The sequence below is a fragment of the Arenimonas composti TR7-09 = DSM 18010 genome (assembly GCF_000426365.1).
GTDB lineage: Bacteria > Pseudomonadota > Gammaproteobacteria > Xanthomonadales > Xanthomonadaceae > Arenimonas > Arenimonas composti.
The window spans coordinates 49,949-72,563 of the sequence record NZ_AUFF01000001.1 but is presented as its reverse complement, the minus strand read 5'-3'; the positions used below and the strand labels follow the sequence as shown (position 1 = coordinate 72,563).

Below are 22,615 nucleotides of genomic sequence, written 5' to 3'. Positions count from 1 at the left end.
GGCCCCTGGGGCGTGAAATGCAAGGAAATCCGGGAAAACGGACGGCGTCGGAAGCGAGCCGCGAGGACGGCTATTCGCCGCGCCTGCCGGCGTCGCCGCGCTCGACCACTTCGACCACCGGCTCCTCCCAGGGCCCGGTGACGCGGTAGACGGTGCGGCCGGCCTGCTTCAGCGGCTTGTTGAGCACGGCCTGCGCGACCGCACCGACGGCCGCGCCGACCGGGCCGCCGGCGAGCGCGCCGATCGCCGGCAGCACGCCGCCGGTCTTGGGCAGCACCTCGATGCGCTGGTCGTATTCGCGGGCGCGCAGATCGGTGGCGCCGCTGATGCGGATCTCGGCGGCGGGGCCATCGATGCGCAGCAGGTCGGTGCTGGCGCGGCCGTCGGCGAAGACGAATTCGCCGCTCATCGTGTTGAAGCCGAAGCCCTTCTCGAAGAAATCGCTGAAGTCCAGGCTCAGCCGGCGCGGAATCTCGGCCAGGCTCAGCAGGCCGAGCACGCGGCCGCCACCGCCGGGTTCGAGTTCCAGCAGCGAGCCCTCGCCGACCTCGACGTTCAGCTTGCCGTCGAAGCGCGCGAGGCTGAAGTTGCCCGGCGAACCCGGCCAGCGGCCATCGAGACGCCCACGGGTCGGGCCGTCCTGGACCATGCCGGCCAGACCGAACGCCGTCAGCAACTCGCCGAGGCGGTCGGCGGCGAACTCGAGTTCGAACTGCGAACGGCTGTGCCCGGCGCCGGCAGCGCGCCAGTCGCCGGTCGCCAGCAACTGCAGGCTCGGCGAGCGCGTGGTGAAGCGCTCGATGTGCAGGCCGCCCGGGATCTGGCTCGCCTTCAGCTCGGTGTGGCCGAGCACCAGACTGCCGTGCCGCAGGTCCTCGACGACGATGTCCAGCGGCGGCACCTTGCCGGGGTCGTCGCTCTCGCCGGCGTCCGCCGCGGCACGTGCCGCCGGGTCCGGCTCGGGCGCCTCCGGCCAGTGCAGCCGGGCGAAACGCGCATGGACGCCGGCTTCGAGCCGCTGCGGGATGTCGACACCGCCAGCGATCGCCGCCGCTTCGACCTCGACCCGGGTACCGCCGCCGGCCGGGCGCCGCATGCGCAGGGCGGCATCGGGAAAGGCGCTGCCGAGCAACTCCAGCCGGCCGACCTGCAGGTCGACGCTGCGCAGGTTGCCGGCGCCGGCACCCGCCGGCGGCGCGCTGCCGGGCGGGGCCTCGACGCCGGCATCGGCATGCTGGCCGTCGTTCGCGGCGAAGGCGATCCAGCCGGCGGCATCGAGCACGTCGACGACGCCGTCGACCTGCAGCCCGGTCGCGTCGGGAATGCGGTCGGCCTCGGCGCCGAAGCGCAGCAGGCCGCGCAGGCGGCCCTCGGTGTCGCTGCGTGCGCGCAGGCTCAGCAGGTCCTCGCCCCAGGCCAGCCGGGTCTCGCCGGCGTGCAGCGGCAGTGGCGCCTCCAGACGCAGCAGGCGCGACACCTCCGCCGGCTTGGCCAGCGGTGCCGGCAGCGCCACCGCGATGCCGGCGAGGTCGGACGACACCTGCAGCCGCGCCGGCGGCGCCGGGCCGGTCTCGGGCTGCACCGGCACGTCGACGCGCAGGTTCCATTCGGCCCTGCCCTGCAGCCAGGACTGCAGCCAGGCCAGCGGTTCGTGCCGGCGCAGCAGGGCCGAGGCCGGCAGCTCGCCACGCAGCACCGCGACCGCCGCCAGCGCCGGGTCGCCGGTGTGGTCGGTACCGACGCGCAGGTCGAAGACGGCGGGCGCCGCGTCGACCTCGACCGCCAGCGCCTCGACCGCGAAGCCGCGCTCGCTGAAGCGGGTCGCGCCGGTCGCGGCGGTGAAGTCGACGCCCCAGCGAGGATCCACGAGGTGCGCACCGTCGAGTTCGAGCACGCCGTCGATGCGGTTCTCGCCGAGCCGCGCGGACAGCGGCAGCTGCAGCTTCAGCGCCAGCGCCGCCGGTCCCTCCAGCCGCACGTTCTGCAGGTGTTCGTCCCAGTTCTGCCGCAGCGGGCTGGCCAGGAGCAGCTGGCGCAATGGCTCGCCCTCGACCGGCGTGGTGATGTCGAGCACGAGGATCGGATCGCGGAAGTCGCTGATCGTGCCGGTGAAGTGCTCGACGCGGTTGCCGAGCACGCTGCCGGCGCCGGCCTCGAAGGACATGCCGGGACCATCGAAGCCGACGTCGACATCGAGGGCCTCGGCCTGCGGCCATTCGCGGTGGAAGTCGACGCGGGCACCGACGACGCGGGTGCGCGCGTCGAAACGGCCACCGCCGTCGCGAAACGGCCAGTGCCCGAGCTCGCCGGCGAGCACCGCCCGCCCCCGGGTCACCCGGCCGGCGAGCAGGCCGCGGTCGAGCCAGTCGATCGCCGCGGCCGACATGCTGCCGGGCACCCAGAACAAGCCGGCGACCGGCACGTCCGTGTCGTCCACGAGCGCCGCCAGGTCGAGCCGCGGCGCGACGTCGCCGGGCAGGAAGTGCAGTTCGGCGCGCACGTCGGCGCCGTAGCCGTCGCCGTCGATGCGCAGGCCGGCGGCGCCGGCGTGCCATTCGCCGGCCTCGTCGCGCCACCAGCCCAGGGTGCCGCGCAGGCCGATGTCGAGCGGCTGGCGGAAACCGCGCCAGTCGAAATGGCTGCGACCGGCCTCCGCGAGTTCGAAGGCGCCGCCGCTCTGGTCGAACACGGCTTCGCCGGACAGGCCGCCGAGACCCGGCCGGCGTCCGTACGGTGCCCAGCCGGCGTCGACGAGGCGGGCGCGGCCCTGCCACTCGCCACCGGTGCCGGCGAGTTCGACATCCTCGATGCGGCCATCGGGCGCGGCGCGGAACAGCCATTGCCGCAGCCCCGGCGGCAGCGCGTCGACGAGGGTCGCCAGCGCCCGCGCCGGGCCGAGGTCCAGCCGCGGCGCGGCGGCGGCGAAGCGCTCGCCCTCGCGGGCGATCCACAGGCCGTCGAAGCGGCGGGTGGCGCCGTCGCCGGCTTCGTCGATCTCCAGTTCGGGGATGTGCAGCTGCCAGCCTTCGCCGGCGACCTGCCAGCGGCCGAGCAGGCGCGCGCGTTCCCAGGCCACCGGCGGCGAGCGGAGTGGCAGCGGTTCTGCGGCCGCGACGGATTCACCGCCCGGGGTGCCCGCGCCGGGCGTCGCGGCGTCGTCCGCCGGCTGCGGCAGCCACGGCGTCAACGCGACGAGCGCCAGCGGCTGCAGGTCGGCGCGGCAGCGCACGTCGACGACACGCTGGCCGTCGATCGTCGCCCACAGGTCGAGGTCGGCCTCGCCGGCGATCGCGACGCCGGTGCGGTGCAGCAGCGGTCCCCACTGGCGCAGCTGCAGGTCTTGGCCACCGGCCCACAGGCTGCCGGACCAGTCGCTGCGGCGCAGGTCGGCGACCACGGTCAGCGGCGGGCCGCCGGCGTCGGCCCAGACGCGCACGCCGGCGCGCAGCAGCTCGCCGTCGACGCGCAGGCGCAGGTCGACCCGCGGCAGCTCGCGCGGCGCCGTCAGCAGCGGCGAGACGATGGTCAGGCGCGCGCGTTCGACCTGCAGTTCGCCGAGGCGCTCGAGGGTGTCGAGCGGATCGACGGCCGGGTCGGGTTCGAAGGGCAGGCCGGACAGGCGCCAGCGGCGGTCCTCGCCCTCTTCCAGGCTCAGCGCCAGGTCGTGGATCTTCAGCTCGGTCAGCGGCTCGCCCGGCAGCAGCCCGGAATACACGGCGACAAGCAGCTCGGCACTGCCGACGTCGAGCACGCGCTCGCCGTCGCCGATGCGCAGGCCGTCGAAGCGGAAACGCGGGCCGCGGCCGGTCCATTCGCCGGTGGCGCGGTCGAAGCGCACCGGCTGGCCGGCGCGTTCGCTGAGCCAGCCGGCGATCTTCTCCGGGTGGCGTTCGACCAGCGGCAGCAGCTGGCCGAGGACGCCGACGACGGTCGCCAGCAGGATCAGCACGACCAGCACGCCGTAGCCCAGCAGGCGACGGGCGTGGCGGATCCGGCGGCGCAGCGGGTTCGGCATGGCGCCGGTTACAGCAGCACCACGTCGTATTGTTCCTGCGCGTACTGCTCGTCGGGCTGGAAGCGGATCGATTTGCCGAGGAACTCCTCGAGCTCGGCCACCGCCGCCGACTCCTCGTCGGTGATCTTGCCGACGACCTTCGGCGAAGCGATCACCAGCAGCTGCTGCGCCTCGAACTGGCGCACCGCGCGGGTGATCTCACGGAAGATCTCGTAGGTCAGCGTCTCCGGCGTCTTCAGCGTGCCGCGGCCATTGCATTCGTGGCAGGGCTCGCAGAGCTGGCGCTCGAGCGATTCGGTGGTCCGCTTGCGAGTCATCTCGACCAGGCCCAGCGGCGAGAAATCGTGTACCGACGTGCGCGCGTGGTCGTGCGCCAGGCCCTTCTCGAGCGTGCGCAGCACCTGCCGCTTGTGCTCGTCGTCGGTCATGTCGATGAAGTCGATGATGATGATGCCGCCGAGGTTGCGCAGCCGCAGCTGCCGCGCCACCGCCTGCGCCGCCTCGAGGTTCGTGCGGTACACGGTCTCCTCGAGGTTGCGCTGGCCGAGGAAGCTGCCGGTGTTGACGTCGATCGTCGCCATCGCCTCGGTCTGGTCGATCACCAGGTAGCCGCCGGACTTCAGCGGCACTTCCTTCTGCAGCGCGCGCTGGATCTCGTCCTCGACCCCGTAGAGGTCGAAGATCGGCCGCTCGCCGGTGTAGTGCTCGATGCGCTGCGCGAGTTCGGGCATGAACTGGCGGGCGAAGCCGCAGAGGCGCTCGTAGGCCTCGCGAGAATCCACCTGCACCGCCGTGACTTCCTTGCGCATCAGGTCGCGCACCGCGCGCAGCGGCAGCGCCAGGTCCTCGTAGACGCGCTGGCCGACCCTGGTGGTCGCCATCGCCTGCTTGATCACGTCCCAGGCGCGGCGCAGGTAGGCGACGTCCTCCGCCAGGGCTTCGGCCGGCTGCGCCTCGGCATTGGTGCGCACGATGTAGCCCTGGCCGCTGCCGTTCGCCAGTTCCGCAATCAGCGTCTTCAGGCGTGTGCGCTCGGCCTCGTCCTCGATGCGCGCGGACACGCCGAGCACCCGCGACTGCGGCAGGAACACCAGGTAGCGCGACGGGATGCTGAGCTGGGTCGTCAGCCGCGCGCCCTTGCTGCCGATCGGGTCCTTGACCACCTGGACGACGATCTCCTGGCCCTCGTGCACCAGCGAGCTGATCGCCGGGGTCGGCTGGCTCTTCTCCAGCACCGGCGCATCGGCGGCGTCGGTGCCCTGCACCTGCGGGCGCAGGATGTCGGAGGCGTGCAGGAAGGCGGCGCGCTCCAGGCCGATCTCGACGAAGGCGGCCTGCATGCCCGGCATCACCCGCTGCACCCGGCCCTTGTAGATGTTGCCGACGACACCGCGGCGGGAGGCGCGCTCGATGTGCAGCTCCTGCAGCATGCCGTTCTCGACGACGGCCACGCGGGTCTCGCGCGGGGTGACGTTGATCAGGATCTCTTCGGACATCGCGGCCTCGTCAGGGGATCAGGGCGAAGGCGCGCAGCAGTCGCGCGGTCTCGTGCATCGGCAGGCCCATCACGCCGGAATGGCTGCCGGCGAGATGTGAAACGAAGGCGGCGGCGCGGCCCTGGATGCCGTAGGCGCCGGCCTTGCCGCGCCATTCGCCGCAGGCCAGGTAGGCGGCGAGCTGGGCGTCGTCGAGGTCGGCGAACGTGACCTGCGATTCGCTGCTCAGGTGCTGCTCGCGATCCGCCGACACCAGCCAGACCGTCGAGATCACCGTGTGCGGCCGGCCGGACAGGCTGCGCAGCATCGCCAGGGCATCGGCTTCGTCGGCCGGCTTGCCGTAGACGCGGTCGCCGAGCACCACCTCGGTGTCGGCGCCGAGCACGACCGCGCCCGGGGAACCGACGACTTTCAGCAGGCCGGCGCCGGCCTTCTCACGGGCGACGCGGCTGACGTAGCCGGCGGGCGGCTCGCCTGGCAGGCGTTCCTCCGGCACGTCGACATCGAGGAGACCGAACTCGACCCCGAGCAGGGTCAGCAGTTCACGGCGGCGGGGGGACTGCGAGGCGAGATGGAGCATCCGTGAAGCATAGCGGCTGCGGTGTCGCGGCCGCATGGATCGGGCCGTATCCCGGCAGCTGCCGGCGGGCGCGGTTCAGGACCGGAGGTAGCCCGGCAGTTCGTCGGGCCGAGAACGGCCGCCCCGGCGACCACGCGCGAGGGCCGATCCAGGCGCACGGCCTGCCGGCACGCATCGCGGCATTGAAACGACCGCAAGAGCGAGGAAAGCCAGAACAGGTGTTCCTTTCATCCGCACCCTCCGACACAGTCATGAGCCCCAGGCCCTGGAGCCTTCGGGAAAACCGGATCAATCAGGTGACGCCTCGTTGCACGCCACCCAATGAAAGCGATCGTCCGCCACCACATACTCGAGGCGAACGACATCGCAGCCGCCATCGAATACCCGCGGCATCTCCCAAATCCGACGGCTTGATCGCCCGCCGACGTCGCGCATGAGGAACCCGACGATCGTTCCCGCCGCCGAGTCCGACGCGTAGATTCGCGAATATTCCTCGAGTCGATGCGCGCCGGCAGGCAGTTCGATCGACGCTTCCAGACGATCGAGCACTTCTTCGGAAGGCATCGGCGTGTCCAACTCACGACGCACGAGGCGGGTGGCCAGCGCAAGCGCGACCCGACCATCCGGATCCGCAGTCAGGCCTGGCGTCGCCGGCCATTCGACACGATCTTCGACGACCCTCAATGTGCCGAATTTGCCGTCGACCGGCGAAACGAAGACGTCCGTTCCAACGGGAGGCGGATCCGAACCGGCCCCGGGGTCGAAAACGTGATAACCCCGCTTCGAGAACAGCAGATAGCGCGCGCCTTGTTCGCAACAGCCGGGCGACGAGCCCCAGCCACCGCCGTCGACGGCCAGCATCGTCGCCGCGCGCCCCTTCAGCACGCGCTCCACCCGGATCGACCAACCGCCGATCGCGAAGCCGTCGACGATGAATTCTTCACGCGACTCGGTGACCACGATGCCGATGAAGTCCGATTCGGCCACCCTTTCGGACAGCAATCACGGGATCTGCCTTGAGGCAAACGCGGGGCTGGTCGCGAGTACCAGTACCAACGAGGAAATCCAACGCATCCTTGATCTCCTTCAGATCTTCCCGGCATTCTTCCCCTCGTAATATTCTGTTCTAAGCCCGATGAATGCAGGCCCTGAAATAGTCACCGTTCGGACGTTTGCACCTGAGTTGAGCGCGACGTTCAATGCACGAACCATCGAACTTCTGAGCGCTAACGTTTCGAAGACGCCGCGCATCTCCGAATTCAGCATGTTTGTTGCCAAGAGAACCATATCGTCGAACATAGGTTCCGCCGCCATGTCAAGCTCGTGCCAAACTCCATCACGGTCCCGAACGTGAAAGGTTCCGGGAAGGCGCAATCCTTCCACGGCCCGGAGAAGCACCCATCCGAAAGCCTCAGGAAGCCACTCCCTTATCCGCGCCTCTTGCGTCCTGTCCTTAGCGTACGCCGCGAGCTGACATCGACGCTCGTGTTCTGACAGCTCGGTATCAGCTAAGGCAATCGCGGACATCGCTAGTGCTCTTTCAAGAGGCTGTTCTGTTGACATGATGCACTCCCGCCGTTGACCTCCTATGGTGGAGGAGTCTCTACAAGTCGCACGCCAAGCCTATCCGCTAGCCGTTGGCAGGTGGGACAACCATCAAGAATGTCTTTTCCTACTGTCCGAACAGTTGCCATGACGCCACCCTCAACCCGCGCACCAGCATTTAGTGCATTACTGAGGGCGCCTACCTCACCACATTGGCCGTGATAGCAAGACCTCAGGGCGGGAGCTATTGAGTCGAGCGCACGCTGGACTATCGGATTCGTCGCAAAGCCGGCCCCTCCTGCGTTTGTGCTGGCTCCCGTGAATACCTGCCCTGTGGGCAACGCGAGACCACTGGTGGCCCCACTGGTGGCGCCAGCCGCCTCCGCGGCGCTGGCCGCACTACGCGCCGCGTTTATCGCAACCCATGAGTCAGCGGTCGCGAGACCTCCTGCCTCAGGCATCAAGAACAGTGCTGGAGGCCCAACCAACATTGCAGCAGTGACAACGAGAGCTGGAACGCGAAAACTATCGTAATCCGAAATGTTTCCCGCCTCCGCATCTGCCTTGAACTGGTCTCCGAACCTGTCTGCAGCCTCGCGTCGCCCATCCGGGTCTGTGAAAGTGAACGGATTATTTGCCGCGTACTTGAATCGGCCGAAGTTCCTGCCGGACTCTTGCGCGACGCCATAAGGGTCAACTGAGAGGAATCCAGCGATGCCAGCGTCGTAATAGCGCTGCTGCATATAGACCAAGCTGGTCCGCCCATCCTCTACATGACCGGTATATCCGAGTCCGTCCACCACATCGCCCACCGCGCCCCCGTATGGGTCGTACACCGTCCGATCGACGACTGCGCCCGCGGTATTGGTCACCGCCACCGGACTCCCTAGCGCGTCGGTGTGCTGGTACAGGCTTTTGATGACGGTTCCTGTCGACGCCACCGCCTCGACAGTCGCCACGATCCGCGAGCCGAGATAGATGTTCGCGTGCGTCGTCGGCACGTGGTCGCCGCGATGCGACAGGATCGGCTGCCCCGCCCGGCTGTACATCCACAGCGTCGTGTGGCCGGTCGGATATTCGACGGTCGGGGGCCGGTAGACCAGCGCGCGGCGCCCGAGGGCGTCGTAGCGGTAGTACTCCACGCCGGTGACGCTGCGGAGGCGGTTGCCGAAGTCGAACTCGTACTCCTGGCCGTCCGTCCACCGCAGATTGCCCTGCACGTCGTGCGCGAAATTGCGCAGCACCGCACCACCTGTTGCGCGGATCCGCTGGAGGCGGTTGTTCGCGTCGTACTCGTAGCTCGCATAGTCCTTGACGCCGGCGAGCGTCCACGACCGCAGATTGTCGAATGCGTCATACGAGAAGCGATGCCAGTGATCGCCGCCGAACGACGGTGACGTCGCGGTCAGCAAGCGGTCCAGCGGGTCGTAGGTCATCGTGCGCGTGCGCGTGGCCGCGAGCCCGTCGATGATCTGCGTGACATTTCCGTTCGCATCATAGACATGGTCCTGCCGCAGCGTGCCGCCGTTGTCGTTGATGCGCAGCGGCAGCCCGCGCGCGTTCAGGGTGAGCGAATGCGTACGACCGTTGCCGTAGGTGAAGGACTTCACCGCGCCGCTGGGGTGGTACTGCACACCCGTGGCCCACGTGCCGGCCTGGGTCGGCTGGCCGAGCGCGTTCGGCGCGTAGGCGACGACGAGCCCGTTCGGATACGTGTGCGACGCGAGGTGCCCGGACGGTGTGTAGCTGTAGTCGAGCGTCCAGGTGAACCAGCCGGCATAGCCAGTGGTCTCGGCCTTCAACAGGCGAAGCCGGTTGTAGCTGTAGGTATTCATCAGCGTCGTGCCGCCGGCGTCATTCTTCGTCTCGACGGTCGCGGGGAGGCCATCCGCGGTGTAGGTCAGGACCTGGTCGCCGTTGCCGTCGGGGAACGTCAGCTGCACGAGCCGGTTGCGCGTGTCGTAGGCGCGGTCGACGCGGCGGCCGGAGGTGTAGGCGACGGCACGGTCGGATTCGCAGAGTGAGGACGAGGTCGAGGGCAGTGCCAGACCCGCCGCGCTCCACAGGAGGTTTCCTGCGGCATCGTATTGCAGCACCGTGGCGCCGGTTTCCGGCTCCACCGTCTTGCAGAGTCGGCCGTAGGGGTCGTGATTTCCCTCCGCGCGAACCTCAGGCGCGGTGATAGGGATGGTTGGCGAGCAGCGAGGCCGCGCGGTAGAGCTGCTCGGCGACGACCAGCCGCACGAGCATATGCGGCAGCGTGAGCGGGCCGAGTGACCAGGATTCGTCGGCCGCGGACAGCACGTCGGCGGCATGGCCCTCGGGACCGCCGATCAGGAACGCGAGGTCGCGGCCCTGCTGCCGCCAGTGTTCGAGGCGCGTCGCCAGCTTCTCGGAACTCCATGCCGCGCCGCGGCCGTCGAGCGCGACGACCAGCGCGTGCTTCGGCAGCGCGGAGAGCACGCGCGCCCCCTCGTCTGCGGTCGCTCTGGCCGCGTCGCGGCCCTTGCCGCGCTGGCCGGGCGTCACTTCGACCAGTTCCAGCGGCAGCCAGTGCGACAGCCGCTTCTGGTATTCGGCGAAACCTTCGGCGACCCAGCCGGGTGCCTTCTCGCCGACGGCGATCAGCTTCGCCTTCATCGGCGCGGCCGGGAATTCAGGCCGGGAGGTCTTCCGGCGGCTGGTCGCCGACGGTCCACAGGCGCTCGAGCGCGTAGAACTCGCGGACGCGCGGCAGCATCACGTGCACGATCACGTCGCCGAGGTCGACGAGTACCCACTCGGCCTCCCGCTCGCCCTCGACGCCGAGCGGCATCACGCCGCACTTCTTCGCGAACTTGATCACCTCGTCGGCGATCGACTTCACGTGGCGGGTCGAGGTGCCGGAGACGACGACGAGGAAGTCGGCGATGCTGGTCTTGCCGCGCACGTCGATTTCCACCGCGTCCTTCGCTTTCATCTCCTCCAGGCCCGCGTGCACCTGCTTCAGGAGGGCTTCCGGCGTCGGCGCCGGGTCGGGCATGCGGGTCTTGATGACGTGGGCCTGGGTGGACAAACGGGCGTGCTCGCGGGTGGGAATGGCCGCGGATTATACGCCCGGGTCCGGGTGACGGCCGCGATAAAGCCCCTGTCCGGCGGCATAGGTACTGACCGCCGGTGGCAGCCAGGGGCTGGTGCGGCCGGCCGCGAGGTCGGCCCGGACCGCCGTCGCCGAGGCCGGATGCGGCGGCATCGGCAGCCGCCAGACACCGCCGGCGGGGGCCATGGCCAGACCATCGGGAGCCAGCAGCCAGCGCCCGGCGCAGGCGGCTTCGAGCGCGGGCGGCAACACCGCCAGGTCGTGCCCGGGGCGCACCGCGACGATCAGGTGCGCCAGCGCGAACAGTTCCTGCCAGTGGTGCCAGGACGGCAGGCCGGCGAAGGCGTCGGCGCCGAGCAGCCAGGCCAGCGGCGCGTCCAGGCCGAGTTCGGCGCGCAGTTCGCGCAGGGTATCGACGGTGTAGGACGGGGTATCGCGCCGCAGCTCGCGGCGATCGACCGTCAGGCTCGCGTGGCTGGCGACCGCCAGCTCCAGCATCGTCGCGCGCTGTTCCGCGCTCGCCCCGGGTGCGGCGCGGTGCGGCGGATCGGCGGCGGGCACGAAGGCCAGCTCGACGCCACCGGGCAGGTCCGCGAGCGCCGCGCGCGCCGCCTCCGCGACCGCGAGGTGACCGACGTGGACCGGGTCGAAGGTGCCGCCGTAGTAGACCCGCAGGCGCACCGGCGGCCGGCTCAGCTGGCGAGCAGGCGGCGCCCGCGGGCGTCGGCGATCGCCACCAGCAGGCGCTCGAGCTGCAGCCACGGATCGCCGTCGCCGCGGCCCTTGGCCGTGCGGTCGATGCGCCCGCACTCGGCGGCGAAGCGTTCCCAGCGTTCCGGCGGGTGGCGCTCGGCGGCGCGCTTGTAGGCGGCCATCTTGCTGTCCCAGATGCGCGCCTCGCGCATCGCCGCCTGCAGCCGGCGTTCGGCGGCGGCGCGCGCGAGCCCGCAGAGCGTCAGCACTTCCTTCGCGATCATCGGCATCAGCCCGGCGACCTGCTCGCCCTCGCCGCGCAGCGCATGCAGCATGCGCACGGCGCGCGCGCTCTCGCCGGACAGCGCCGCGTCGACCAGCTTGAACACGTCGAAACGCGAGGAGTCGGCGACCAGTTCCTGCATCCGCGCCGCGTCGATCGGGCCGGCGTCGCCGCCGGCGGCGAGCACCAGCTTGTCGATTTCCTGCGCGGCCGCGAGCAGGTTGCCCTCGACGCGGTCGGCGAGCAGCTGCACCGCGTCCGGGGTCGCCACCAGGCCGCGGCTGCGCAGGCGCTGCAGCAGCCAGTCGCCGAGTTCATGCGTCTTCAGCGGCCAGACGATCACGCTGTGACCGGCGCGCTGGATCGCCTCGCTCCACTTGCCGCCGTGCTTGCTGCTCCAGTCGTTGGCGACCACCAGCAGCACGGTGTCGGGCGGCGTCTTCTCGCAGTACTCGCGGATCGCCTCGCTGCCGTCCTTGTCGGGCTTGCCGCTCGGCATCCGCAGCTCGAACAGGCGGCGGCTGGCGAACAGGCTCATCGTCGCCAGGCCCTGGGTCAGCTGGTTCCAGTCGAAGCCCTTCTCGATGTCGTAGATCTCGCGCTCGCCATAGCCCTCGGCGCGTGCCTTCGCACGGATCGCGTCGGCGGCTTCCTGCACCCGCAGCGGCTCGGTGCCGGCGACCAGGTAGACCGGGCGCAGCGGCTCGCCGGCGAGCTGGCGTTCGAGGCGGTCCGGGCGCAGCTCCATCGTCAGTCGGCGCGCAGCACCGCGTCGATGCGGCGCAGGATCGCCGCCACCATGTCGCGGCGCAGCTCTTCCTGCAGCAGTTCCTGCTCGGCGGGGCTGCCGGCGGGCTGCAGGGCGTCGTAGGTGTAGTCGCGGCTCAGCTCGACCTCCTGCGCCGGCACCCGCACCTGGCCGTCGGCGCCGCGCACTTCGAAGCGCACCGTGTAACGGGTCTCGTACTCGCGCACCCGCACCACCGCGTCGACGGTCAGTGGCCGGGTGTGCATCTTCTCCTCGAGCACCTGCACGGTCGCACCGGGCTGGCCGTCGGCCGCGGGGGTCGCGCCGGCACGGCGAAGCGCGGTCGCCAGTTCGTAGGCCAGCGGGCTGTAGGGATCGGCGGCGGCGACGCGCACCGGGCCGAGGCCGTCGGCGACCGCCAGGGTGCCGCGCGGGTGGAAGCCGCAGCCGGCGAGCAGCACCAGCAGGGCGAACGGCAGGAGCTTGCGGATCATCGGCCTCACCCCGCGACGATGTTGACGATCTTGCCCGGCACCACGATCACCTTGCGCACCGTCAGGCCCTCGAGGAACTTGCCGACGTTCGGCTCGGCCAGCGCCTGCGCCTCGATCGCCTCGCGGGCGGCGTCGGCGGCGACCTCGAGGGTCGCGCGCAGCTTGCCGTTGACCTGCACGGCCAGGGTCACCGAGTCGCGCACCAGCGCGGCCGGGTCGGCCTGCGGGAAGGGCACGTCCTCGATCGTGGTCTCGGCGTGGCCCAGCACCTGCCACAGCGCATGCGAGGTGTGCGGGGTGATCGGATTGAGCAGCAGCACCACCGCTTCCCAGCATTCCTGGCGCAGCGCGCGGCCCTGCGGCGAGGCGTCGTCGGTCTTCGCGATCGCGTTCAGCAGCTCCATCACCGCGGCGATCGCGGTGTTGAAGGTGTGCCGGCGGCCGTAGTCGTCGCCGACCTTCTGGATGGTCTCGTGCAGCTGGCGGCGCAGCGCCTTCTGGTTCGCGTCCAGCGCGGCGACATCGAGCTCCGGCGCCGGCCCGTCGGCGGCATGGCGATGCACCTGGGTCCACAGCCGGCGCAGGAAGCGCGCCATGCCCTCGACGCCACCCTCGTGCCATTCCAGGCCGAGTTCCGGCGGCGCCGCGAACATCGAGAACAGGCGCACGGTGTCGACGCCGTAGCGGTCGATCATCAGCTGCGGGTCGACGCCGTTGTTCTTCGACTTCGCCATCTTCTCGACGCCGCCGATCAGCACCGGCTGGCCGTCGGCGCGCAGTACCGCGCCGGTCGCATGGCCCTTGGCGTCGCGCACCACGTCGACGTCGGCCGGGTTGAACCACTCGTGCGGCTGGCCCGGGACTTCGCGATAGAAGGTGTCGGCGACCACCATGCCCTGGCACAGCAGGTTCGTCGCCGGCTCGTCGCTGTGCACCAGGCCTTCGTCGCGCATCAGCTTGTGGAAGAAGCGGAAGTACAGCAGGTGCAGGATCGCGTGCTCGATGCCGCCGATGTACTGGTCGACCGGCAGCCAGTGGTCCGCGCGTGCATCGACGAGGCCGTCGGCGCCGGGCGAGGTGTAGCGCGCGTAGTACCAGCTCGACTCCATGAAGGTGTCGAAGGTGTCGGTCTCGCGTTCGGCGGCGCCGCCGCATTGCGGGCAGGTCGTCTTGCGCCACTGCGGATCGGACTTGATCGGCGAGCCGGTGCCGGTGAACTCGACGTCCTCCGGCAGCACGACGGGCAGCTGGTCCTCGGGCACCGGCACCGCGCCGCAGCCGGCGCAGTAGATCACCGGGATCGGGCAGCCCCAGTAGCGCTGGCGGCTGACGCCCCAGTCGCGCAGGCGGAAGTTGACGCGGCGCCGGCCCTGCCCGCTGGCCTCGAACTTCGCCGCCAGCGCCTCGAAGGCGGCCTTGTGGCCGAGCCCGTCGAGTTCGCCGGAATTGACGATGCGCAGGCGCTCGTCGGTCTTGTCGGCATACCAGGCCTGCCACTGCCCGGCGTCCCAGCGCTCGCCGTCGATCGCGATGACCTGCTTCAGCGGCAGGCCGTACTTGTTCGCGAACTCGAAGTCGCGCTCGTCGTGGCCGGGCACCGCCATCACCGCGCCGGTGCCGTAGCCCATCAGCACGAAGTTGGCGATCCACACCGGCACGCGGTCGCCGGTGAGCGGATGGATCGCGTACAGGCCGGTGAAGATGCCGCGCTTCTCCTGCGTCTCGAGCTCGGCCTCGGAGACGCCACCCTTTCGGCAGTCGTCGATGAAGGCCATCACCGCCGGATCCTTCGCACCGGCGGCGAGCGCCAGCGGGTGTTCGGCGGCGACGGCGACGTAGGTCACGCCCATCAGGGTGTCCGGGCGCGTCGTGAACACCGTCAGCGGCTCATGGCCGGCGACGTCGAAGCGGATCTCCAGGCCCTCGCTGCGGCCGATCCAGTTGCGCTGCATCGTCTTCACCGCGTCCGGCCAGCCCGGCAGCGTGTCGAGACCATCGAGCAGTTCCTGCGCGTAGTCGGTGATCTTCAGGAACCACTGCGGGATCTCGCGCTTCTCGACCAGGGCGCCGGAGCGCCAGCCGCGGCCGTCGATTACCTGCTCGTTCGCGAGCACCGTCTGGTCGACCGGGTCCCAGTTCACGACCGCGTTGCGGCGGTAGGCCAGGCCCTTCTTCATCAGCCGGGTGAACATCAGCTGTTCCCAGCGGTAGTAGTCCGGGTCGCAGGTCGCGAAGGTGCGGGTCCAGTCGTAGGCGAAGCCGAGCCGCTCGAGCTGGGCGCGCATGTGTTCGATGTTGGCGCGCGTCCACTTCGCCGGTGCGGTGCGGTGCTTGATCGCGGCGTTCTCGGCCGGCAGGCCGAAGGCGTCGAAGCCCATCGGCTGCAGCACGTTGTGGCCGGTCATGCGCTTGTGCCGGCTGATCACGTCGCCGATCGTGTAATTGCGCACATGGCCCATGTGCAGCGCCCCCGACGGGTAGGGCAGCATCGACAGGCAGTAGTACTTCGGGCGCGGGTCGTCCTCGCGGACGACGAAGGCGCGGGTGGACTGCCAGTGGGCCTGCGCGGCGGCTTCCGCCGCCTTCGGGTTCCAGGCGGCGTGATCGGGGGTGTCGGACATGGGGTCGGAGCGGAGAAATACAGGCGTACAGCCTAGCAAACTCGCCGCTTCCGATGCCGAACGCGGGCGCCTTCGCGGTTAGGATCGGCGGCACCGCCCTTGACCAGGAAGCCCCGATGCGCCACGCCGGAAGCCCGCTGCCGACCCTGCTCGCCGCCGCCCTCCTCGCCGCCGCCGCGGCCGCCGCCCCAGCCGGGGCCCAGGAAGACGCACCGGCCCCGGCCGTCACCGTCCTGCACTGCGAGCGGATGTTCGACGCCGTCGACGGCCGGAACCGCGGGCGCACGACGATCGTGGTCGCCGAGGGCCGCATCCGCAGCGTCAGCGACGGCTATGCCGACGTGCCCGGCGCCACCGTCGTCGACCTGAGCGGCCACACCTGCAGCCCCGGCTGGATCGACCTGCACGTGCACCTGGACGGCGAGTCCGGCCCACAGAGCTATACCGAGGGCTTCCGCCTCGAGCCGGAGTTCATCGCGCTGCGCTCGACCGTCTACGCCCGCCGCACCCTGCTCGCCGGCTTCACCAGCGTGCGCGACCTCGGCGGCCAGACCACGTTGGCCCTGCGCGATGCGATCGACCAGGGTTTCGTCGAGGGTCCACGCATCACCGCCGCCGGCAAGTCGATCGCGACCACCGGCGGCCACGCCGACCCGACCAATGGCATGAACCACCTCATCGCCGACGCCCTCGGCGAACCCGGCCCGGTCGAAGGCGTGATCGACAGCCCGGACGAGGCGCGCGCGGCGGTGCGCCAGCGCTACAAGGAAGGCTCGGACGTCATCAAGATCACCGCCACCGGCGGCGTGCTGAGCTGGGCCGCCAGCGGCGACGCCCCGCAGTTCACCGTCGACGAGGTCGTGGCGATCGTGCAGACCGCGCGCGACTACGGCTACCGGGTCGCCGCGCATGCGCACGGCAAGGAGGGCATTCGCCGGGCGATCGTCGGCGGCGTCGACTCGATCGAGCACGGCACCTACATGGACGCCGAGATCTTCGCGCTGATGCGCAAGCACGGCACCTGGTACGTGCCGACGATCAGCGCCGGCCGCTTCGTCGCCGACAAGGCGAAGATCGACGGCTACTTCCCCGAGATCGTGCGCCCGAAGGCCGCGCGCATCGGCGCCCTGATCCAGGAAACCTTCGGCCGCGCCTGGCAGGCCGGGGTGAAGATCGGCTTCGGCACCGATTCCGGCGTCGGCCGCCACGGCGACAACGCCGCCGAGTTCGAATACATGGTCGAGGCCGGCATGCCGGCGGCGATGGCCCTGCAGACGGCGACCATCAACGCCGCCGAAGTGCTCGGCGTCGACGACCGCGGGCGCATCGCCCCGGGCCTGCTCGCCGACATCATCGCGATGCCCGGCGATCCGCTCACCGACATCCACGTCGTGCGCCGGGTCGACTTCGTCATGAAAGACGGCCGCATCGTCGCTGCCCCGTAGATTTTCCCAGGCGCTGGCGGTGACGCTGGCCCGCCTGTGCCCGCGTGACCGAAAGCTTTTTCCTCCTCGTGGCTCGGAAAAACTTTCGGCCCCACAGGCCGGCGGCCCGGTTCGCTGCCGGCGCCTGGGAAAGTGCCTTCGCCGTGAGCGGAGGTACGTCGGCTTCCTCGACGATGGCTTGCCTAGCGGCCTCGCTGGCACCATTTTCGTCCCCAGTCCCCCTCACCGGAAGCCCCACGATGACCACCGCCCATCCCCACGTGTTCGATGCCGGCCTTGCGCGCTTCGAGCAGGACGTGCTGCTGAAGTCGAAGGAAGTGCCGGTGCTGGTCGATTTCTGGGCCACCTGGTGCGGTCCCTGCCAGACGCTCGGGCCGATCCTCGAGAAGCTCGCCGGCGAGTACGGCGGCGCCTTCCTCGTGGCCAAGGTCGACGTCGACCAGGAGCGCGAGCTCGGCGGCTATTTCCAGATCCGCTCGGTGCCGACGATGGTGCTGTTCAAGGACGGCCAGATGGCCGACCACATCCCCGGCGCGCTGAGCGAAGGCCAGATGCGCCAGTTCCTGGCCCACCACGGCATCGAGCCGAAGCCGGCCGAACAGGCGCCCCCGGTCGACGTCGAGGCGGCGCCGGTCGATCCGCATGCCGAGGTCGTGCGGCTGCGCCATGAACTGCAGGACAAGCCCGACGACGACGGCCTGAAGCTCGACCTGGCGCTGGCGCTGCTGAAGACCGGCGGCGACGCCGAAGCGCGCCGCCTGCTCGACGCCCTGCCGGCCAACCTCGCCCAGGACGACCGCGCCCTGCGCGCGCATGCGCGCCTGGAGTTCATGGCGATCCTGCGCGATGCGCCGCCGGCGGAAACGCTGGAAGCCGCGCTCGCCACCGACCCCGGCGACCTGCGCGCCCGCCACCTGCTGGCGGTGCGGCGGATCCTCGAGGGCCAGGCCGCGGCCGGCCTCGAACACCTGCTGGAGATGCTGCGCCGCGACCGCGGCTACGCCGACGGGCTGCCGCGCAAGGCGCTGGTCGAGGCCTTCCGCATCGTCGAGGACGAGGACCTGGTCGGCACCTACCGGCGGAAGATGGCATCGCTGCTGTTCTGAACGGCGCTCAGGTCAGCGCGAAGGTGATCAGGAACAGCAGCGGCCGGTAGATCAGCAGGTTGGCGGCGACCACCGCGGCGTTCAGTGCGAACGGCCACAGGATCGCCGCCGCCCACGAGCAGGCGTGGACACGCCGCAGCGACAACGTGATCCAGACGGCCATCGGCAGCACCAGCACGATCTTCAGCCAGCCGCTGCGCGGGATGCCGAGCCAGTACAGCAGCCAGCCGGCCGGGTGGATCACCAGCTGGATGTAGAACAGCACGAAGGCGAACTGGTGCACCGCCACCACCAGGTGTTCGGCGAAATACAGCCGCGAACGCCGGAACGCCAGCATCATGCCCAGCGCCAGCACCGGCACGTGCACGAAGATCAGCGCCTTGCCGACGTTGCTGGTCTCGGCGTCGTAGACCGGCGCGTAGTCGGCGCGGGTGTAGGGCCCGTCCTGCGCGCGCGCGGCGATGCGCGCCTCGATCATCTCCCGCGCCAGCGCGCCGTACATCTGCCCTTCCTGGTTGTGCAGCGGCAGCGCGAAGTCGGTCAGCCCGGGCGCCAGGAAATAGAGCACGTTCGCGAGCAGGAACAGAGCGGTCGGCGTCATCCAGCGTGCGCGGCGGCCCGCGAGGTAGTCGCGGCTCAGGCGGCCGGGTTCGAACAGCAGGGCGCGCAGGCTGCCCCAGAAGCGGCCGTCGAGGTCGGTCAGCGCCTCGAAGGACTGTGCCACGAGATGGCCGAAGCGGCGATCCCCGTCGGCGAATCGCTTCTGCCCACATACGTGGCAGTACGGACCGCGCAGGACTTCGTCACAATTGCCGCAACGCTGGTCCATTCCCCCTCCTCTGCGCCCGAGCTTAGCCCACCGATGAAGCCCGCTACCCGCCTTCGCCTGCTGATGGCGATCTGGCCGCCGTTCCGTTTCGCCGGCATCCGCGTCCCGACGATCGCCGAGGACTTCAGCCACGCGCGCGTCGAGCTGCGCCTGCACTGGTACAACCGCAACTACGTCGGCGCCCATTTCGGCGGCAACCTGTTCTCGATGACCGACCCGTTCTGGATGCTGCTGCTGATGCAGCGGCTGGGCCCGGACTACATGGTCTGGGACCGCGCCGGCGAGATCAGCTTCGAGAAGCCCGGCCGCGGCACCGTGCACGCCGAATTCCACGTCGACCCCGCGGTGGTGGACGCGATCCGCGACGCCGCCGCCGGCGGCGACAAGGTGCTGCGCTGGTTCGAGACCGAGGTGCGCGACCAGGCCGGCGACGTGGTGGCCCGCGTCCGCAAGCAGATCTACGTGCGCCGCAAGCGCGGCCGCTGAGCGTCGGGAGGCTTGCCCGCTCCGGCGGCTGCCGTATGCTGGGCAACTCGCCTCCGCGATCCCGTCCCGCGCCATGCAGCAGGAAGAAGAGCTTTCTCCCGAGGAACTGAGCGCGCTGCTCTCCAGCTTCATGCCGGAGATCCCGGGCTATCGGGTGCTGCGGCGGATCGGCAAGGGCGGCATGTCGCAGGTCTATCTGGGCGTGCAGGAATCGCTCGATCGCCAGGTAGCGGTCAAGGTGATGTCGCCGGAGGCGCTGACCGACGAGATCAGCAAGCAGCGCTTCGAACACGAGGCGCGCACGATCGCCAAACTCGAGCACCCGTGCATCGTCGGCATCCACGAGGTCGGGCGCACACGCCAGGGCCTGCTGTACTACGTGCTGCCCTACCTCGCGAAGGGCCACCTCGGCCAGCGCGACTTCACCCACGACGAGAGCCGCGTCGTCGAGGTGCTGCGCTCGCTGCTGTCGGCGCTGGAGTACGCGCATGCGCGCGGCATCGTCCACCGCGACGTCAAGGCCGAGAACGTGCTGTTCGACAACGCCGACCGGCCGCTGCTCACCGATTTCGGCATCGCCCTGAGCAAGCGCGACACCACCCGCATCACCACCGCCGGCCTCGCGGTCGGCAGCGGCGGCTACATGGCGCCGGAACAGGCGCGCGGCGAAGTCGTCGACGGCCGCGCCGACCTCTACAGCGTCGGCGTGCTCGCCTATGAACTGCTGATGGGCAAGCTGCCCTACCAGGCCGCCGATCCGCTGGCGCTGGCGCTGATGCACGCGCAGGACCCGGTGCCGCGGCTGCCGCCCGAGAAGCGGCACTGGCAACCGTTCATCGACCGCGCGATGGCGAAATCGCCGGACAATCGTTACCGCAATGCGCAGCAGATGCTCGGCGCGCTGAACCAGATCGCCGAAGCCGGGCCGCCGGCGGAGCCGGTGGTCGATCTCGGCAAGGCCCAGGGCTGGCTGCGCGCGCGCTGGAAGCCGGCGGTGTCGATCCTCAGCGGCCTGGCGATCGCGGCGATGGTGCTCGTGTGGTGGGCCGGCCGCGAGCACGGGCCGGACTTCCTCGATCCCGGGCGCGACGGATCCGCGGCGCGACCGTCGACGCCGCCGCCGCGGCCGGCCCCGCCCCCCGAAGCGGCGCCGCCTCCCGAACCGGCGCCGCTGCCGCCTGCGCCCGCCGCGGAAGAACCGCCGCCGGTCGCGGTCGATGCCGCCACCGGCGAGCCGGTGCCGCTGCCGCTGGCGGCGGACGCGCCGGCACCGGCCCTGCCTGACGCCGTCACCGACCTCGCCGACGTCGCGGCCACCGACGCCGGCACGCCTGCCGCGGACGCCGCCGCCGCGGACGCCGCCCCGGTCGTGCCGCCGGCGACCATTTCGGCCTTCGGTTCGGTCGCCGCCGAGGTCGCGGTGTACACCCTCGACTACGACCCGACCCGCCCGGGCGCCCGCGAGTTCGCCGCCGCCCGCCGGCAGATCGACCGCCAGCGGCTGAGCCTGCCGCCGGGCGACAACGCGGTCGAATCGCTGCGCGCGGCGCAGAAACTGGCGCCGGCCGATCCCGCCCTCGCCCGCCTCGCCGACGAGGTGATCGGTTTCTACGCGGCGCGTGCGCACGCGGCGCTGCAGGAGCGGCGCGACGATGACGCCCGCGCCGACCACGCGAAGGCGGCGCCGCTGGTCGCCGAATTCGGCCGCCAGGACGGCAAGCCCTGGGCCGACTATCGCGCCGCGCTGCTGCCACTGCTGACGGCCCGGCTGCAGTCCGCATTCGACGCGGTCGATGCCGCCGCGGTGGCGCGCGCCAAGGCGCTGGCGACCGCGCTCGAGGTGCCGTCGGACCAGCTCGAACCGCTGTGGTCGCAGGCGATCCGGCTGCCGGCGCCGGGCGATCGCCTCGACGCCGGCGGCACCGCGGTCGTGCTGGTCAAACTGCCCCACGACGGCCGTCCCGGGCTCGCGGCGACCCGCAGCGAAGTCACGCGCGGCGAGTACGCGGCCTTCGCCGCCGCCAACGGGCGGGCCGCCGCGCGCTGCCGCAACCGGCTCGCGCCGATCAACCTGAAGAAGCGCAGCTGGGACGAGCCCGGCTTCGCGCAGAACAACAGCCACCCGGTGCTCTGCGTCAGCCACGACGACGCCCAGGCCTATGCGCAGTGGTTCAGCCGCCGCACCGGCCAGAGCTGGCGCCTGCCGACCCGCGCCGAGTGGCAGCAGCTCGCCGATTTCCGCGGCGCCGCCGCCTCCTGCAACACCGGTCGCCTGGCCTGCGGCAGCGAGGGCACGGTCGCCGCCAGCCAGGGCCCGGCGACACCGCTCGGCCTGACCGGCCTGTTCGGCAATGCCCGCGAATGGCTCGGCGACTGCGCCCGCAGCTGCAACCGCCGCATCGTCGCCGGCATGGGCTGGCGCGACAATCCGGCCCGCGCGACGCCGACGCAGGCCGACGATTTCGACGCCGACACCGGTTACGACGACACCGGCTTCCGCCTGGTCCGCGAGGTCGGCGCGGCGGAGCTCGGCATTCCGTGATGCGCCGGCTGCGCGCCTGGTTCCTGACCGGCCTGCTGACCCTGCTGCCGATCTGGCTGGTGTGGGTGGTGTTCAAGTTCGTGCTGGTCGGGCTGTCGCGGCTCAGCGAGCCGGTGGTCGGGCCGCTGTCCGGGCAGCTCGCCGACGCCTGGCCGCGCGTGCTCGGCTGGCTCGACGATCCCTGGGCGCAGTCGACGCTGGCAGTGCTCGCGACCGTGCTGTTCATCGTCGCGGTCGGCGGCCTAGCCCGCCGCGTCGTCGGCCAGCGCCTGCTGGCCTGGCTGGAGGCGCTGATCGCGCGCATCCCGCTGGCGAAGACGATTTACGGCAGCGCCCGCAAGCTGCTCGACCTGCTGCAGGCCAAGCCCGACGGCACCCGCCGCGTGGTGCTGATCGATTTCCCGCACCGCGAGATGAAGTGCGTCGGTTTCGTCACCCGGGTGATGCGCGAGGAAGGCAGTGGCCGCGAACTCGCCGCGGTCTACGTGCCGACGACGCCGAACCCGACCTCGGGTTATCTCGAAGTCGTGCCGGTCGACCTGCTGACGCCGACCGACTGGACCGTCGACGAGGCGATGACCTTCATCATTTCCGGGGGCGCGGTGAGCCCGGACACGATGCCGTTCCGGCGCGGCGGCGAAGCGCCGTGAACA

Annotated in this window: 18 protein-coding genes; 5 read left to right on the top strand and 13 right to left on the bottom strand. The window is 70.7% G+C overall.

Features of this window, described 5'->3' with window-relative positions; translation table 11 throughout:
* Nucleotides 1-70: 70 nt before the first annotated feature.
* The 12 genes from K311_RS0100380 to leuS all read right to left on the bottom strand — a co-directional run bounded on the left by K311_RS0100380 (nucleotide 71) and on the right by leuS (nucleotide 15,554).
* Nucleotides 71-4,015 carry a YhdP family protein gene (locus tag K311_RS0100380; RefSeq protein WP_026815660.1) on the bottom strand — a complete coding sequence of 1,315 codons (3,945 nt, stop codon included), beginning with the start codon at nucleotides 4,013-4,015 and terminating at the stop codon, nucleotides 71-73.
* An 8-nt stretch (nucleotides 4,016-4,023) separates the two neighbouring features.
* Complete coding sequence (gene rng, locus K311_RS0100375; RefSeq protein WP_026815659.1) at nucleotides 4,024-5,511, bottom strand: ribonuclease G; 1,488 nt, start codon at nucleotides 5,509-5,511, stop codon at nucleotides 4,024-4,026.
* Between the two features lie 10 nt (nucleotides 5,512-5,521).
* Nucleotides 5,522-6,091: a Maf family protein gene (locus K311_RS0100370; protein WP_026815658.1), complete on the bottom strand. Its 570-nt coding sequence runs from the start codon at nucleotides 6,089-6,091 to the stop codon at nucleotides 5,522-5,524.
* A gap of 288 nt (nucleotides 6,092-6,379) precedes the next feature.
* Nucleotides 6,380-7,093, bottom strand: coding sequence for a hypothetical protein (locus tag K311_RS0100365; RefSeq protein ID WP_154659399.1), 714 nt, complete (start codon nucleotides 7,091-7,093; stop codon nucleotides 6,380-6,382).
* Between the two features lie 84 nt (nucleotides 7,094-7,177).
* Nucleotides 7,178-7,654, bottom strand: coding sequence for a hypothetical protein (locus K311_RS18240; RefSeq protein ID WP_154659398.1), 477 nt, complete (start codon nucleotides 7,652-7,654; stop codon nucleotides 7,178-7,180).
* Between the two features lie 23 nt (nucleotides 7,655-7,677).
* Nucleotides 7,678-9,756, bottom strand: coding sequence for an RHS repeat-associated core domain-containing protein (locus K311_RS14590; protein WP_051239336.1), 2,079 nt, complete (start codon nucleotides 9,754-9,756; stop codon nucleotides 7,678-7,680).
* Nucleotides 9,757-9,805: 49 nt separating this feature from the next.
* Nucleotides 9,806-10,276, bottom strand: a complete 471-nt coding sequence (rlmH, locus tag K311_RS0100355) for a 23S rRNA (pseudouridine(1915)-N(3))-methyltransferase RlmH (RefSeq protein WP_026815656.1) — start codon at nucleotides 10,274-10,276, stop codon at nucleotides 9,806-9,808.
* A gap of 16 nt (nucleotides 10,277-10,292) precedes the next feature.
* A complete protein-coding gene (gene rsfS, locus K311_RS0100350; protein WP_026815655.1) occupies nucleotides 10,293-10,691 on the bottom strand; it encodes a ribosome silencing factor in 399 nt (132 codons plus the stop codon).
* A gap of 33 nt (nucleotides 10,692-10,724) precedes the next feature.
* Nucleotides 10,725-11,525 carry a nicotinate-nucleotide adenylyltransferase gene (gene nadD, locus K311_RS0100345; protein WP_425476559.1) on the bottom strand — a complete coding sequence of 267 codons (801 nt, stop codon included), beginning with the start codon at nucleotides 11,523-11,525 and terminating at the stop codon, nucleotides 10,725-10,727.
* Nucleotides 11,408-12,439, bottom strand: a complete 1,032-nt coding sequence (holA, locus tag K311_RS0100340; protein WP_026815653.1) for a DNA polymerase III subunit delta — start codon at nucleotides 12,437-12,439, stop codon at nucleotides 11,408-11,410. The genes nadD and holA overlap by 118 nt, the downstream gene beginning before the upstream one ends.
* Nucleotides 12,440-12,441: 2 nt before the next feature.
* Entirely contained in the window at nucleotides 12,442-12,933 is a 492-nt protein-coding gene (locus K311_RS14585) for an LPS-assembly lipoprotein LptE (protein WP_043797674.1), read from the bottom strand.
* A 5-nt stretch (nucleotides 12,934-12,938) separates the two neighbouring features.
* On the bottom strand, nucleotides 12,939-15,554 hold the full coding sequence (gene leuS / locus K311_RS0100330; RefSeq protein WP_026815652.1) for a leucine--tRNA ligase: 2,616 nt from the start codon (nucleotides 15,552-15,554) through the stop codon (nucleotides 12,939-12,941).
* Nucleotides 15,555-15,670: 116 nt separating this feature from the next.
* Between leuS and K311_RS0100325 the strand changes: the two genes are divergently transcribed.
* Nucleotides 15,671-16,999 (top strand): metal-dependent hydrolase family protein, encoded by a 1,329-nt coding sequence (locus K311_RS0100325; RefSeq protein ID WP_026815651.1) that lies wholly within the window; start codon nucleotides 15,671-15,673, stop codon nucleotides 16,997-16,999.
* A 239-nt stretch (nucleotides 17,000-17,238) separates the two neighbouring features.
* The gene (gene trxA, locus K311_RS0100320) at nucleotides 17,239-18,105 is read left to right on the top strand and encodes a thioredoxin (RefSeq protein ID WP_026815650.1); all 867 of its coding nucleotides are present in this window, start codon (nucleotides 17,239-17,241) and stop codon (nucleotides 18,103-18,105) included.
* 7 nt (nucleotides 18,106-18,112) lie between these two features.
* Here trxA and K311_RS0100315 read toward each other — a convergent pair whose 3' ends face one another.
* Nucleotides 18,113-18,934, bottom strand: a complete 822-nt coding sequence (locus tag K311_RS0100315) for a DUF3667 domain-containing protein (protein WP_081683207.1) — start codon at nucleotides 18,932-18,934, stop codon at nucleotides 18,113-18,115.
* Between the two features lie 33 nt (nucleotides 18,935-18,967).
* Here K311_RS0100315 and K311_RS0100310 point away from each other — a divergent pair, with 33 nt between their 5' ends.
* The 3 genes from K311_RS0100310 to K311_RS0100300 all read left to right on the top strand — a co-directional run bounded on the left by K311_RS0100310 (nucleotide 18,968) and on the right by K311_RS0100300 (nucleotide 22,612).
* Entirely contained in the window at nucleotides 18,968-19,420 is a 453-nt protein-coding gene (locus K311_RS0100310) for a DUF4442 domain-containing protein (RefSeq protein WP_026815648.1), read from the top strand.
* Nucleotides 19,421-19,493: 73 nt separating this feature from the next.
* Nucleotides 19,494-21,962 carry a bifunctional serine/threonine-protein kinase/formylglycine-generating enzyme family protein gene (locus K311_RS17300; RefSeq protein ID WP_026815647.1) on the top strand — a complete coding sequence of 823 codons (2,469 nt, stop codon included), beginning with the start codon at nucleotides 19,494-19,496 and terminating at the stop codon, nucleotides 21,960-21,962.
* A complete protein-coding gene (locus tag K311_RS0100300) occupies nucleotides 21,962-22,612 on the top strand; it encodes a DUF502 domain-containing protein (RefSeq protein ID WP_043797675.1) in 651 nt (216 codons plus the stop codon). Before K311_RS17300 ends, K311_RS0100300 begins: the two co-directional genes overlap by 1 nt.
* Nucleotides 22,613-22,615 lie beyond the last annotated feature (3 nt).

Excerpts from the sequence above, each read along its gene's own strand:
- K311_RS0100380 (WP_026815660.1), bottom strand. The coding sequence starts at position 4,015 with ATGCCGAACCCGCTGCGCCGCCGGATCCGCCACGCCCGTCGCCTGCTG.
- rng (WP_026815659.1), bottom strand. The coding sequence starts at position 5,511 with ATGTCCGAAGAGATCCTGATCAACGTCACCCCGCGCGAGACCCGCGTG.
- K311_RS0100370 (WP_026815658.1), bottom strand. The coding sequence starts at position 6,091 with ATGCTCCATCTCGCCTCGCAGTCCCCCCGCCGCCGTGAACTGCTGACC.
- K311_RS18240 (WP_154659398.1), bottom strand. The coding sequence starts at position 7,654 with ATGTCAACAGAACAGCCTCTTGAAAGAGCACTAGCGATGTCCGCGATT.
- rlmH (WP_026815656.1), bottom strand. The coding sequence starts at position 10,276 with ATGAAGGCGAAGCTGATCGCCGTCGGCGAGAAGGCACCCGGCTGGGTC.
- holA (WP_026815653.1), bottom strand. The coding sequence starts at position 12,439 with ATGGAGCTGCGCCCGGACCGCCTCGAACGCCAGCTCGCCGGCGAGCCG.
- K311_RS14585 (WP_043797674.1), bottom strand. The coding sequence starts at position 12,933 with ATGATCCGCAAGCTCCTGCCGTTCGCCCTGCTGGTGCTGCTCGCCGGC.
- leuS (WP_026815652.1), bottom strand. The coding sequence starts at position 15,554 with ATGTCCGACACCCCCGATCACGCCGCCTGGAACCCGAAGGCGGCGGAA.
- K311_RS0100325 (WP_026815651.1), top strand. The coding sequence starts at position 15,671 with ATGCGCCACGCCGGAAGCCCGCTGCCGACCCTGCTCGCCGCCGCCCTC.
- trxA (WP_026815650.1), top strand. The coding sequence starts at position 17,239 with ATGACCACCGCCCATCCCCACGTGTTCGATGCCGGCCTTGCGCGCTTC.
- K311_RS0100315 (WP_081683207.1), bottom strand. The coding sequence starts at position 18,934 with ATGGACCAGCGTTGCGGCAATTGTGACGAAGTCCTGCGCGGTCCGTAC.
- K311_RS0100310 (WP_026815648.1), top strand. The coding sequence starts at position 18,968 with ATGAAGCCCGCTACCCGCCTTCGCCTGCTGATGGCGATCTGGCCGCCG.
- K311_RS17300 (WP_026815647.1), top strand. The coding sequence starts at position 19,494 with ATGCAGCAGGAAGAAGAGCTTTCTCCCGAGGAACTGAGCGCGCTGCTC.
- K311_RS0100300 (WP_043797675.1), top strand. The coding sequence starts at position 21,962 with ATGCGCCGGCTGCGCGCCTGGTTCCTGACCGGCCTGCTGACCCTGCTG.